The 12,979-nt window shown below is 68.7% G+C and carries 13 protein-coding genes; 5 read left to right on the forward strand and 8 right to left on the reverse strand.

Annotation, left to right across the window (positions count from 1 at the left end; genetic code table 11):
• Positions 1-112: 112 nt before the first annotated feature.
• Genes dhaM through trpD form a run of 4 tightly spaced genes read right to left on the reverse strand, consistent with a single transcriptional unit; the run spans position 113 to position 3,567 of the window.
• Positions 113-817, reverse strand: a complete 705-nt coding sequence (gene dhaM, locus HNO83_RS18095) for a dihydroxyacetone kinase phosphoryl donor subunit DhaM (protein ID WP_175338930.1) — start codon at positions 815-817, stop codon at positions 113-115.
• On the reverse strand, positions 814-1,446 hold the full coding sequence (dhaL, locus tag HNO83_RS18100) for a dihydroxyacetone kinase subunit DhaL (RefSeq protein ID WP_175338931.1): 633 nt from the start codon (positions 1,444-1,446) through the stop codon (positions 814-816). The genes dhaM and dhaL overlap by 4 nt, the downstream gene beginning before the upstream one ends.
• 32 nt (positions 1,447-1,478) lie before the next feature.
• A complete protein-coding gene (gene dhaK, locus HNO83_RS18105) occupies positions 1,479-2,477 on the reverse strand; it encodes a dihydroxyacetone kinase subunit DhaK (RefSeq protein WP_175338932.1) in 999 nt (332 codons plus the stop codon).
• Between the two features lie 40 nt (positions 2,478-2,517).
• On the reverse strand, positions 2,518-3,567 hold the full coding sequence (trpD, locus tag HNO83_RS18110) for an anthranilate phosphoribosyltransferase (protein WP_175338933.1): 1,050 nt from the start codon (positions 3,565-3,567) through the stop codon (positions 2,518-2,520).
• A gap of 131 nt (positions 3,568-3,698) precedes the next feature.
• Here trpD and ctaE point away from each other — a divergent pair, with 131 nt between their 5' ends.
• The 5 genes from ctaE to HNO83_RS18135 all read left to right on the forward strand — a co-directional run bounded on the left by ctaE (position 3,699) and on the right by HNO83_RS18135 (position 8,842).
• Positions 3,699-4,337 carry an aa3-type cytochrome oxidase subunit III gene (gene ctaE, locus HNO83_RS18115; RefSeq protein ID WP_175338934.1) on the forward strand — a complete coding sequence of 213 codons (639 nt, stop codon included), beginning with the start codon at positions 3,699-3,701 and terminating at the stop codon, positions 4,335-4,337.
• A gap of 24 nt (positions 4,338-4,361) precedes the next feature.
• Positions 4,362-5,207 carry a cytochrome bc1 complex diheme cytochrome c subunit gene (qcrC, locus tag HNO83_RS18120; RefSeq protein WP_175338935.1) on the forward strand — a complete coding sequence of 282 codons (846 nt, stop codon included), beginning with the start codon at positions 4,362-4,364 and terminating at the stop codon, positions 5,205-5,207.
• Between the two features lie 45 nt (positions 5,208-5,252).
• Positions 5,253-6,320, forward strand: a complete 1,068-nt coding sequence (qcrA, locus tag HNO83_RS18125) for a cytochrome bc1 complex Rieske iron-sulfur subunit (protein ID WP_175338936.1) — start codon at positions 5,253-5,255, stop codon at positions 6,318-6,320.
• Positions 6,317-7,936, forward strand: coding sequence for a cytochrome bc1 complex cytochrome b subunit (qcrB, locus tag HNO83_RS18130; RefSeq protein WP_175338937.1), 1,620 nt, complete (start codon positions 6,317-6,319; stop codon positions 7,934-7,936). The genes qcrA and qcrB overlap by 4 nt, the downstream gene beginning before the upstream one ends.
• Before the next feature lie 93 nt (positions 7,937-8,029).
• On the forward strand, positions 8,030-8,842 hold the full coding sequence (locus HNO83_RS18135; protein WP_175338938.1) for a methyltransferase domain-containing protein: 813 nt from the start codon (positions 8,030-8,032) through the stop codon (positions 8,840-8,842).
• A 491-nt stretch (positions 8,843-9,333) separates the two neighbouring features.
• On the opposite strand, the gene HNO83_RS18140 is transcribed toward HNO83_RS18135, so the two are convergent.
• The 4 genes from HNO83_RS18140 to erpA all read right to left on the reverse strand — a co-directional run bounded on the left by HNO83_RS18140 (position 9,334) and on the right by erpA (position 12,917).
• Positions 9,334-9,756 (reverse strand): cytochrome c oxidase subunit 4, encoded by a 423-nt coding sequence (locus tag HNO83_RS18140; protein WP_175338939.1) that lies wholly within the window; start codon positions 9,754-9,756, stop codon positions 9,334-9,336.
• Positions 9,757-9,759: 3 nt separating this feature from the next.
• The gene (ctaD, locus tag HNO83_RS18145; protein WP_175338940.1) at positions 9,760-11,508 is read right to left on the reverse strand and encodes an aa3-type cytochrome oxidase subunit I; all 1,749 of its coding nucleotides are present in this window, start codon (positions 11,506-11,508) and stop codon (positions 9,760-9,762) included.
• 10 nt (positions 11,509-11,518) lie between these two features.
• Positions 11,519-12,415 carry an aa3-type cytochrome oxidase subunit II gene (gene ctaC, locus HNO83_RS18150; protein ID WP_175338941.1) on the reverse strand — a complete coding sequence of 299 codons (897 nt, stop codon included), beginning with the start codon at positions 12,413-12,415 and terminating at the stop codon, positions 11,519-11,521.
• Positions 12,416-12,560: 145 nt separating this feature from the next.
• The gene (gene erpA, locus HNO83_RS18155) at positions 12,561-12,917 is read right to left on the reverse strand and encodes an iron-sulfur cluster insertion protein ErpA (RefSeq protein WP_018191347.1); all 357 of its coding nucleotides are present in this window, start codon (positions 12,915-12,917) and stop codon (positions 12,561-12,563) included.
• Positions 12,918-12,979 lie beyond the last annotated feature (62 nt).

Here is a 12,979-nt window from a genome sequence, read left to right on the forward strand (position 1 = left end):
CCCCCTCCCCCTCCCCTGAAGCCAAGAGCTCCTGAGTTCTTCGACCCGAAACGCCGGGCGGAGGTCGAAGAACTCAGGAGCTCTTGGCTTGGCGGGGGGTGGGGCGAGCGGGTCAGACCTCGCCGAAGCCGGTGTCGACGAGGTCGGCGAGGGCGTCGACGGCGGGGCGGCCGTCGGGCGCGTCGGTCGCGATGCGCGCGGTGGAGCCGGCGGTGAGGCCGAGGGACATGATGCCGAGGAGGCTCTTCGCGTCCTTGCCGTTGACGGTCACCTTCGCGGGGAAGGTGTTCGCGAGCTTCACGAACTCGGCCGCCGGACGCGCGTGCAGGCCCTCGGGGTTGCGGACGAGCACCTCGCGCTCATAGGGGCCATCGGCGGGCGCCTCGGCCTGCGCGGGCTCCTCCGATGCCGCGGCGGCCGTGCCCGCCCAGGCGTCGATCGCACCCTCGGCGGCCGCCACGACGTCGTCCAGGCTCCCGCCGGACTCGGCGGCCACTGCTGCGGCCACGCCGCCCTCGACGAACGGCACGTCGACGACGCGCACGCGCGAGCGCTGCTCCTCGTCCAGCATGTCGAGCACGGTCTCGGCGGTCAGCAGCGCCGAGCCGAGGTCGCTGATCACGACGACCCCCGCCCCGCCGTCGGCCTCCGACACACCGGACATCACCTTGGTGAAGCTGGTCCCGATCCCGTCGTCGTCCGTGCCGCCGGCCGGGACGAGCGCAACGGATCCGGCCATCTGACCGGCGAGCGCCACCATGCCGGCGGCGATCTGCGGGCTGTGCGAGACGAAGACGACACCGACCTTCGCGCTCATCCGGCGACCCCGGCCGCCGCGCGCAGCAGCAGCGCCGTCGACTGTGCGCCCGGGTCGCGGTGGCCGGCCGACCGCTCGCCGAGGTAGCTCGCCCGGCCCTTGCGGGCGACGAGCGGGATGGTCGCGTCCGAGCCCTTCTCGGCGGCCTCCGCCGCCGCGGCCAGGACGCCGGCGGCCGAGGCCCCCGACTCCTGCGCCGCGGCGGCGGCGTCCACCGCCGGTGTCCAGGCGTCGACCATGGTCTTGTCGCCCGGCTCGGCCTTCCCACGGGACACGATGCCGTCTCGCCCGGCCCTCAGGGCCGCGACGAGCGCCTTCTCGTCGATCGCCTCGGCGTCGCCCACCGGCTCGGCCGCCTTCAGGAACGCCGTGCCGTACAGCGGCCCCGACGCACCCCCCACCGTCGAGATCAGGGTCATGGCCACCGATCGCAGTGCCGCGTTCGGCGTCGCGTCGTCCGGGAGCTTCTCCAGGGCGGCGACCGACGCCTTCAGGCCGCGGTCCATGTTCTCGCCGTGGTCGCCGTCGCCGATCTCACGATCGAGCGTGTTCAGCTCCTGCTTGTGCTCGCCGATGGATGCGGCGGCCGCGGTGATCCACTCCTTGACCCAGTTCGTGTCCAGCGTCATCGACGCCTCCTTGTCTTGTCGGTTCCGGCTTCCTACAGACCCCAGCGCAGTGCGGCCGTGTGGACGGGCGCATCCCACAGCTGCGTGAACTCGTCATCCAGCTTGAGCACGGTGATCGACGCACCCTGCATCTCCAGCGAGGTGACGTAGTTGCCCACGAGCGACCGGCCCAGCTCGATTCCCCGCTCGTCGAGGATCTCGGCGGCGCGGCGGAACAGGATGTAGAGCTCCGACAGCGGCGTTCCGCCCATGCCGTTGACGAACAGCAGCACCGGCGAGCCCTCGAAGGACAGGTCGGAGAGGATCGCGTCCATCATCCGGTCCACCAGGCGGTCGGCCGGCTCCAGCTTGATGCGCTCGCGGCCGGGCTCGCCGTGGATGCCCACGCCGAACTCGATCTCGTCCTCCGGCAGCACGAAGCCGGGCTCGCCCGCGTGCGGCACCGTGCCGTCGGTCAGTGCGAGGCCGATCGAGCGCACGTTGGCGTTGACGCGCTCCGCGATCGCCGTGACGGCGTCGAGGTCGTCCCCGCGGTCGGCGGCGGCGCCCGCGATCTTCTCGACGAGCACGGTGCCCGCCACGCCGCGACGGCCCGCGGTGTACAGGGAGTCCTGCACCGCGACGTCGTCGTTGACGATGACGGAGCGCACCGTGATTCCCTCGGCGCCGACCAGGTCGGCCGCCGTTTCGAAGTTGAGCACGTCTCCGGTGTAGTTCTTGACGATGTGGAGCACGCCGGCGCCGCCGTGCGCGGCCTTGGTGGCCTCGACGATCGGCATGGGGGTCGGGGAGGTGAAGACCTCGCCCGGCACCGCCGCATCCAGCATGCCCTTGCCGACGAAGCCGGCGTGGAGGGGCTCGTGGCCGCTGCCGCCGCCACTGACCAGTCCGACCTTGCCCTGCACGGGGCCGTCGGCGCGTGAGACGAACTTCGGATCCTGCGACACCCGGACGATGTCGGCGTGAGCCCGGCCGAACCCCGCCAGGGACTCGGTCACGACGTCGGGTACGTCGTTGATGAGCTTCTTCATCGAAACCATTCCTTCCACTGCAGTGGGGTCTCCACTGCTGTCAGTGCGTCGCCGCCACCCATTCTTCGAGCTTCGCGGCCGCAGCCCCGGAGTCGATCGCGTGGGCGGCGACCGCCATTTGCGAACGGAACCGATCCAGGATGGACTCCTGGACCCTCGACGGGTCGGACGCGAGCTCGTAGGACACGAGCCCGGCCGCCGCGTTGAGCAGGACGATGTCGCGCACGGGGCCTTCTTCTCCCGCCAGCACGGCACGCACGACAGCCGCGTTGAACGCGGCGTCCTTCCCGAGCAGGTCCTCGATCCTGGCGCGCGGGATGCCCAGATCGCGCGGATCGATGTCGTGCTCGGTGACGAGGCCCCTCGAGACCTCCCAGACGTGGCTGTGACCGGTGGTCGACAGCTCGTCGAGCCCGTCGTCGCCGCGGAAGACCAGCGCGGTCGCGCCGCGGGTCTGGAACACGCCGACGATGAGCGGGATGCGGTCGAGCGTCGCGACGCCGACCGCGGACGCCTCGGGTCGCGCCGGGTTGCAGAGCGGTCCGAGGTAGTTGAAGACGGTGGGGACCCCGAGCTGGGCCCGCACGGGGCCGGCGTGGGCGAATCCCGGATGGAACGCGCTCGCGTACGCGAAGGTGATGCCGGCGGTCTCCAGCACCTCGGCCACGCGCTCCGCCGGGAGCGTCAGGTCGATGCCGAGGGCGGCGAGCACATCCGACGACCCGGATGACGAGCTCGCCGCGCGGTTGCCGTGCTTGATGACCGGCACGCCGGCCGCCGCCGCGACGATGGATGCCGTGGTCGAGACGTTCACGGTGCCGAAGCGGTCGCCGCCGGTCCCGACGATGTCGAGCGCCATCGGGTCGACCTCGAGCGGCACGGCGTGGTCGAGGATGGCGTCGCGGAAGCCCACGATCTCGTCGACCGTCTCGCCCTTGGCCCGGAGCGCGATGAGGAATGCGGCCAGCTGGGCGTCCGTGGCCTCGCCGGTCATGACCTGGTCCATCGCCCACGCCGCGTCCGCCACGCTCAGGTGCTCCCCGGCCAGGAGCGAGGTCAGCACGGACGACCAGGACTGCGTGTGGGACATGAAGCGATCCTATCGGCGGGCGACACGCCACGGCGACACCGGCCCATCGGGCATCCAGAACCCGCTCTAACCTCGATTCCGGCCGATTCAAGCCCTCTAGGTGGGAAAACCATGGGTTCTTTTCAGCCATAATGGGTTACGTGACGAGCACCTCCATTTCTCCTGCAACGAGTGCGCCGGCGATCAACCGGCCCAATGTCGTGGCCGTCGGCACGATCGTCTGGCTCGGCTCCGAGGTGATGTTCTTCGCGGGTCTGTTCGCGATCTACTTCACGCTCAAGTCGACGTCGCCCGATCTGTGGGCCGCCGAGACGCAGCACCTCAACGTCCCGTACGCGCTGACGAACACGATCATCCTGGTGGCGAGCTCGTTCACCTGCCAGTTCGGCGTGTTCGCGGCGGAGCGCCTGCAGCCGCGCCGCACGGGGTGGAGCCCGGCCAAGTGGGGAATGGTCGAGTGGTTCACCCTCTCCTACCTCCTCGGCGCGATCTTCGTCTCCGGCCAGGTGCTCGAGTACGCCACGCTGGTCTCCGAGGGCGTCTCGCTCAGCGCCAACGCCTACGGGTCGGCCTTCTACCTGACCACCGGGTTCCACGCTCTCCACGTGACGGGCGGCCTCATCGCCTTCCTGCTCGTGATCGGCCGCGCGTTCGCGGTCAAGACCTTCGGCCACAAGGAGGCGACGAGCGCCATCGTGGTCTCCTACTACTGGCACTTCGTCGACGTCGTGTGGATCGGGCTGTTCGCGGTCATCTACATCATCCGATAAGGAAACAGGAGCGTTCTTCACCCCATGCGTCCCCGTACACCCGGAAAAGCACCGGCCTCGCCCGTCCGCACGGCGAAGCCCGCGCGCAAGGCCGGCCGCCGTCACCCCCTGGCCACCGTCGCGCTCCTCGCGATCGGCCTCGGCCTGACCGGCGGAGCCTACGCCGCGTTCACCACCACCACGGCGTCCGCCGAGGAGCCGCAGGTCGCGGCAGCGAGCCAGACCTCGGTCGACGAGGGCAAGAAGCTCTTCCAGTCGAACTGCGCCACCTGCCACGGCCTCGACGCCCAGGGCAGCTCGGTCGCGCCGAGCCTCATCGGCGTCGGCGCCGCCGCGGTCGATTTCCAGGTCGGCACGGGCCGCATGCCGATGCAGATGCAAGGCCCGCAGGCCGAGCAGAAGCCGGTGCAGTTCACCGACGAGCAGGTCAAGGCGCTGGCCGACTACGTCGCGTCCCTCGCCCCCGGCCCGTCGATCCCTGAGCAGAAGTACCTCGACGGCAAGGGCAACGCCGCCCACGGCGCCGAGCTCTTCCGCATCAACTGCGCCATGTGCCACAACGTGGCCGGCGCGGGCGGTGCGCTCACCGAGGGCAAGTTCGCTCCGCCGCTGACCGGCGTCAGCGCCCAGCACATCTACGAGGCCATGATCACCGGACCGCAGAACATGCCGGTCTTCAACGATCTGAACATCACGCCGCAGGGCAAGGCCGACATCATCACGTACCTGAAGTACATCCAGAACAACCCGTCGCCGGGTGGCTTCGAGCTCGGCTCGCTCGGCCCGGTGGCCGAGGGCCTCTTCCTCTGGATCTTCGGTCTGGGCGCCATCGTCGCCCTCACCGTGTGGATCACGGCGAAGTCCAACTAATCCGGATCCAACTTCGGTTACGAACACAGCGTAAGAAGGAGAGCAATGGCACAGGACGACAACGGCGGTCACGAGCTGACGCCCGCCCGTTCGTCTGAGGAGCACCGCACCGGCGACCCCGGTACCGCGGTGGTCATCCGCGACGCCGTCGAGAACCCCGGGTTCCCGCCGCACCGCCCGCGGGTCACCGACCTCGACCCGCGGAAGGAGCGGCGCGCCGAGCGCACCGTCTACACGCTGTTCTACCTCTCGATCGCAGGATCGGTGTGGGCGGTCGCCGCCTACCTCGCCTTCCCGATCGTCGACGGCGACCCGGGCTCCGTGCGCCTGAACAATCTCTTCATCGGCATCGGCAGCGCCCTGGCGCTGCTCGCCATCGGCATCGGCGCCGTCCACTGGGGCAAGGCGCTCATGCACGAGAAGGAGGGCGTCGACCTCCGCCACCCCGTGCGCGGCAGCGAGGCGACCACCGAGCGCGCGGCGGAGATCTTCCGCCAGGCCGACGAGGAGTCCGGCTTCAGCCGCCGCATCCTCGTCCGCAACAGCCTCATCGGCGCGCTGATCGCCTTCCCGCTCCCCGCCGTCGTCCTGTTCCGCGGCCTCGCGCCGGAGAACGAGGACCCAGTGGAGCTGCTCTCCCAGACGATGTGGGCCAAGGGCGTCCGCCTCACCCGCGACCCAACCGGAACGCCGATCAAGGCCTCCGACGTCACGCTGGGCAGCGCCTTCCACGTCATCCCCGAGGGCCTCAACGAGGCTCCGGACATGCTCGAGCAGAAGGCCAAGGCCGCCGTGCTGCTCATGCGCCTCAAGCCCGAGGACCTGCACGTCTCCAAGGGCAAGGAGAACTGGAACTACGACGGCATCGTCGCCTACTCCAAGATCTGCACACACGTCGGGTGCCCGGTGGCGCTCTACGAGCAGCAGACCCACCACCTGCTCTGCCCGTGCCACCAGTCGCAGTTCGACATCACGCACGAAGCGCAGGTCATCTTCGGACCGGCGAAGCGGCCGCTGCCGCAGCTGCCGATCACCGTCGACGCCGATGGCTACCTGGTCGCCCGCAGCGACTTCCACGAGCCCGTCGGCCCGAGCTTCTGGGAGCGCCATTGAGCACCACGACCGCCGCACGCCCTGCGGCACAGACGACGGCTTCGAAGGGCGGGTTCACGGCAGCAGCCGCGAACTACCTCGAAGACCGCACCAGCATCTCGGGCGCCGTCAAGGAGTTCGGCCGCAAGATCTTCCCGGACCACTGGTCGTTCCTGCTCGGTGAGGTCGCGCTCTACAGCTTCATCGTCATCCTGCTGTCCGGAACGTTCCTGACGTTCTTCTTCCAGGCGTCGATGGCGGAGGTGACCTACAACGGCTCGTACGTGCCGCTGAAGGGCATCGAGATGTCCTCGGCCATGCAGAGCACGCTGAACATCTCGTTCGAGGTGCGCGGCGGCCTCCTGGTCCGTCAGATCCACCACTGGGCGGCGCTGCTGTTCGTGGCGGCCATCGGCCTCCACATGCTCCGGATCTTCTTCACCGGCGCGTTCCGCAAGCCGCGTGAGCTGAACTGGGTCATCGGCTTCGTGCTGTTCATCCTGGCGATGGCCGAGGGCTTCACCGGCTACTCGCTCCCGGACGACCTGCTCTCGGGCAACGGCCTCCGCATCATCGACGGCCTGATCAAGGGTCTGCCGGTGGTCGGCACGTGGATCTCGTTCCTGCTGTTCGGCGGCGAGTTCCCCGGCACCGCCATCGTCGGCCGCCTCTACACGCTGCACATCCTGCTGCTGCCGGCGCTCGTCGTCGCGTTCATCGCGCTGCACCTCATGTTCGTGGTCATCCACAAGCACACGCAGTACGCGGCGCCCGGACGCACGCAGGGCAACGTGGTCGGCTACCCGGTCCTCCCGGTGTACGCGGCCAAGGCCGGCGGCTTCTTCTTCATCGTGTTCGGTGTCGTCGCGCTCATGGCGTCGTTCTTCACCATCAACCCGATCTGGAACTACGGCCCGTACGACCCCTCCCCCGTGTCCGCCGGTACGCAGCCGGACTGGTACATCGGCTTCGCGGACGGCGCGCTGCGCCTGGTCCCGCCGGGCTGGGAGTTCGTCTGGCTCGACCGCACCTGGTCGTTCAACATCATCATCCCGGTGGCGATCCTCGGACTGTTCATCGTGACCGTGATGTTCTACCCGTTCCTCGAGGCGTGGATCACGGGCGACAAGCGCGAGCACCACATCCTGGACCGTCCGCGCAACGCGGCGACCCGCACCGCCGTCGGCGCGGCAGGCGTCACGTTCTACGCGGTGTTCTGGGCAGCGGCGAGCTCGGACATCATGGCGACCCACTTCAAGCTGACCATGGAGGGCGTCATCCACGCCCTCCAGGCTCTGCTGTTCATCGGTCCGCTCATCGCGTTCGTCGTGACCAAGCGCGTCTGCCTCGCCCTGCAGAAGAAGGACCGCTCGATCGCCCTCCACGGCTACGAGTCGGGTCGCATCGTGAAGCTGCCCGGCGGCGAGTTCATCGAGGTGCACGAGCAGCTGAGCGACTACGAGCGCTGGCGGCTGGTCTCGCAGGAGGCCTACGAGCCACTGATGCTGCGCCCGAACCGTCGCGGCCGCATCACGGCGGCGAACCGCGTGCGCGCCGGCCTGTCCCGCTGGTTCTTCGAGGACCGGATCCTGCCGCCCACCCGCGGCGAGCTCGAGTCGGGTCACGACCACCACTGACGGTCATCCGTCCTCACCGAAGCGCCGGCGCGGTCATTCGCGCCGGCGCTTCTGTGTCTCCCCCGCCCGCCTGCGCCCACCGGAGCCGCCGTCTTGACCGTTGATCTGCCCCGCCTGGCGTCCTGGCTGCGCTGCCCGGTCTGCACCGCCGACCTGGAACCCGTGGACCGGCTGACGCTCGGCTGCGCCCAGGCCCACCGCCACGACGTGAACAAGCGCGGCTTCGTCTCCCTGCTGGGCGGCGGCACCAAGCTCCTGGGCGACACCCCCGAGATGCTGGACGCGCGCGAGCTGGTGCTGGAGGGCGGCGCCTTCTCCCCCATCGCCGACGCCGTCTCGACTGCCGCCCGTGGCAGCGCCCGGGTGCTCGACGCCGGGGCCGGCACCGGGTACTACCTCCGCGCCGCGCTGGCTGAGACGCCGGACGCCCGTGGCCTCGCCATGGATCTCGCACCGCAGGCGGTCGCGCGTGCCGTGCGTGCCTCCCTCCGCGTAGACGGGCTGGTCGCGGACACCTGGCGGCCGCTCCCGGTGCGCTCGGGGGTCGCGGACACCGTGCTGGACGTGTTCGCGCCACGCAACCTCCCCGAGTTCCACCGCGTGCTGCGTCCTGGCGGATCACTCGTGGTCGTGGTGCCCCGTCCGGACCACCTCGGCTCGCTTCGCGCCGCCGGGACGATGCTCGACATCCCGTCGGACAAGGCGGACGACGTAGCGGCCGCCGCAGAGCCGCTGTACGCCCTCCAGGCGCGCGAAACGGTCGAGTACGACCTCGCGCTCACGGACGCCCTCCGGGCCGCCCTGGCGGGCATGGGCCCGTCGGCGCGGCACGCCGCCGCCGCCGCGCCCGCACACGTCGACACGACGCGCGTCTCCGTCGACGTCCTCCGCCTCACCCGCCGCTGACCGCCGCAGGCCAGACGCCCCCGCCGACGCGCCGCATCCGTGGGACGCAACACGCCGTTCCGGCCGCGCCTTCACGGCGTGTTGCGTCCCACGGATCGCGGCCCGCCCAGGCACCCTGGCGCGACATCGCACATTCGGCACGCGGGTGCAGTCGCGCGCCGAGCCGCGACCACAGCCTGGCGGGGCGCCTGGTTGACGCAACACGCCGAGCCGCGGGCGCAGCAAACGGCGTGTTGCGTCAACCAGGTGGCCGGCGCGGCGCGTGGTCGTTCGACGGCAGCCGCCGAGCCGGCGCGCGTGGGCCGCGCCGGTGGCTGCCTCCCTCGCGGCGCAGAAACGCCAACCGCTGGCACAATCCATGGGACGCAACACGCCGTTCCGGCCGCAGCCCGACGGCGAGTCGTGACCCGTGGATCGTGGGAGTGGCGGGCCGGGACGACGAAAGGGCCGCCTCCGGGTGGAGGCGGCCCTTTCGTGTGGGGTGGTGCGGCTTACCGGGCGAAGTAGCCGCGGTAGTACTCGTAGACCCAGCCGACGATGCAGACCAGGGCGAAGGCGACGCCGATGTAGCAGATCCAGAAACCGACCGCGAGGCCGAGCATGACCAGGCCTGCCGCGAACGCCAGGGCGACCGGCCACCAGCTCCACGGGCTGAAGTGGCCGAGCTCCGGGTCACCGTCGTCGATGTTGGCGTCGAGACGGTCCTCCGGCAGCTCCCCGCCCTGGGAGGCGTGCGAGCGGCCGACGTAGAACGCGATGAACGCGGCCAGGATCGCCGAGAGCAGCAGAGCGACGGTTCCGACCCACTCCACGTTGCGGTGCATCTCATCGAGAAGGTTCCACAGCGTGTAGGTGATCGCCGACAGCAGGAAGAAGACCGACAGGATCCAGAACAGGATGGCATTGGTGCGCATGGGCTACTTCACCTCGTCCTTTGCGACGTCGTGCACGGGAGCGTCGGGGGCGTCCTTCGCGGGGCCCACACCGATCGGGATGCCCGCCTCGGGGTGGTTCAGGTCGAAGGCCGGCGACTCCGAACGGATGCGCGGGATCGACGTGAAGTTGTGCCGCGGCGGCGGGCAGCTGGTCGCCCACTCGAGCGAGCGGCCGTAGCCCCACGGGTCGTTGACGGTGACCTTGGGCGCATTGCGCGCGGTCAGGTACACGTTGACGAAGAACGGGATCATCGAGATCGCGAGGATGCCGGCGCCGATCGACGACACCTGGTTCATCCAGGTGAAGCCGTCCGACGGGAGGTAGGTCGCGTACCGTCGCGGCATGCCGACGACGCCCAGCCAGTGCTGGATGAGGAACGTCGTGTGGAAGCCGATGAACAGCAGCCAGAAGTGCCACTTGCCCAGACGGTCGTTGAGCATCTTGCCCGTCCACTTCGGCCACCAGAAGTAGAAGCCGGCGAACATGGCGAACACGACCGTGCCGAACACCACGTAGTGGAAGTGCGCGACGACGAAGTACGTGTCGGACACGTGGAAGTCGAGCGGCGGCGACGCCAGGATGACACCGGTCAGACCACCGAAGGTGAAGGTGATCAGGAAGCCGATCGACCACAGCATCGGCGACTCGAAGGTGAGCGAGCCGCGCCACATCGTGCCGATCCAGTTGAAGATCTTCACACCGGTGGGCACGGCGATGAGCATCGTCATCAGGGAGAACCACGGCAGCAGCACCGAGCCGGTCACGTACATGTGGTGCGCCCACACCGTGACGGACAGGGCCGCGATCGAGATCGTCGCGTACACCAGCGTCTTGTACCCGAAGATCGGCTTCCGGCTGAACACCGGGAAGATCTCCGACACGATGCCGAAGAACGGCAGCGCGATGATGTACACCTCGGGATGGCCGAAGAACCAGAACAGGTGCTGCCAGAGCAGGGCTCCGCCATTGGCCGCGTCGTAGATGTGCGCGTCGAACACGCGGTCGGCGGCGAGGGCGAACAGCGCGGCGGCGAGCACCGGGAAGGCCATCAGCACGAGGATCGAGGTCACCAGGGTGTTCCAGGTGAAGATCGGCATACGGAACATGGTCATGCCCGGGGCGCGCATCGTGATGATCGTGGTGATGAAGTTCACCGCGCCGAGGATGGTGCCGAAGCCGGACAGGCCGAGGCCCACCACCCAGAGATTGCCACCGATTCCTGGCGAGAACGTCGTACTCGAGAGTGGCGCGTACGCGAACCAGCCGAACGAGGCCGCACCCTGCGGGGTGAGGAAGCCGGCGACCGCGATGAGCGATCCGAACGAATAGAACCAGTAGGCCAGCGCGTTCAGCCGCGGGAACGCGACATCGGGAGCGCCGATCTGCAGCGGCATGAGGACGTTGGCGAAGCCGGCGAACAGCGGCGTCGCGAACATCAGCAGCATGATCGTGCCGTGCATGGTGAACAGCTGGTTGTACTGCTCCTTGGTCTGCACCACCTGCAGGCCCGGCTCGAACAGCTGGGCGCGGATGATGAGGGCCATCACGCCGCCGATGAGGAAGTACACGAACGACGAGATCAGGTACATGTACCCGATGGTCTTGTGGTCCGTCGACGTGATGTAGTTCACCAGGATGTTGCCCTTGCGCTCCGCACCGTTCCTGGTGAGGATCGTGGGCCCTGGCTTCGGGGCGGTCGTGGCCCCCGGTGCCGGTGCTGTCGTCGTCATCTGTGGCGTCCTACTCGTTGCCCTGGGTGCCGGTGGGGGCGCCCGTTCCTGGCAGGTTCTGGTTGCGGTCGTACTCGGAGCCGAGCTGACCCTCGTAGCCCTGGTCGCGCAGCTTCTGGATGTGGGCGTCGTACTCCGACTGCGGCACGATCTTCACGTTGAAGAGCATCGCGGAGTGGTACTCGCCGCAGAGCTCCGCGCACTTGCCCACGAAGGTGCCGGTGCGGTCGGTGGTCTCGAAGTACAGGTAGTTGGTCTTGCCCGGGATCACGTCTTTCTTGTAGAGCATCGCGGGGACCCAGAAGGAGTGGATCACATCGCGCGAGTCGAGCTGGATCGTGATCTTCTTGTTCTCGGGCAGGTACAGGGTCGGGATCTCGCCCTCCTGCACCGAGCCGGGGGTGGCGCTGTTGTCGTCCGGCTGCACCTGGATGCCCGGGTCGTAGACGTTGTCGCTCACGTAGTTGAAGTCCCACGCCCACTGCTTGGCGTAGACCTGGATCTTGAGGTCGGGGTTCGCGTACGGCTTCTCGATGGCCGACTGGTCGCGGGCCGTGAAGGCGAAGAAGCCGAGCACCAGGATGAGCGGCACGATCGTGTAGAAGATCTCGATCGGCATGTTGTAGCGCAGCTGCACCGGGAGGCCGGTCTGGCCCTTGCGGCGACGGTAGACGATGACCGCCCAGAGGGTCAGCCCCCACACGATGATGCCGACGATGAGCAGGACGATCCAGCTCGTCACCCAGAGACCGCTGATGCGCTCGGTGTGGTTCGTGACGGGCGGCTCGCCCTCTACGAAGCCCGGGAGGAATCCGTGCAGCTGGGCCTGCGTGCAGCCCGCCAGGACCGCGACGAGGGCCGCGGCGATCGGGATGGCAGCCCATCGGAGACGGCGATTGTGACGCACCGGTGACCTTTCGAGTGACTACGGGGACAGTTCACATGCAACTGTATGTGGCTGTGTCTACCCTACTCCGACTGACACCCTGATCCGAACAAAAGGGCCGCCCTGTGGAGGGCGGCCCTGAGGTGTTTCGTGTGCTATGGAACCCCTAGTGGAACGAGTCTCCGCAGGCGCACGAACCGGTCGCGTTGGGGTTGTCGATCGTGAAGCCCTGCTTCTGGATCGTGTCCTCGAAGTCGATCGAGGCGCCGTCGAGGTACGGCACGCTCATCTTGTCGACGATGACCTCGACCCCGTCGAAGTCGACGGTCGCGTCCCCGTCGAGCATGCGCTCGTCGAAGTACAGCTGGTAGATCAGGCCGGAGCAGCCGCCGGGCTGGACGGCGACCCGCAGACGCAGGTCGTCGCGGCCCTCCTGCTCGAGCAGGCTCCTGACCTTGGATGCCGCGGCGTCGGTCAGGCCGACTCCGTGGGCCTTCGTCGCGGTCAGCGTTGTGTCGGTCATGGGACTCCTCACCAAAGGTGTTTCGGACGGTGGAACGAAATCTGCGTCGATTGTACGTCGCA

Source organism: Leifsonia sp. C5G2, from assembly GCF_013359685.1.
GTDB lineage: Bacteria > Actinomycetota > Actinomycetes > Actinomycetales > Microbacteriaceae > Leifsonia.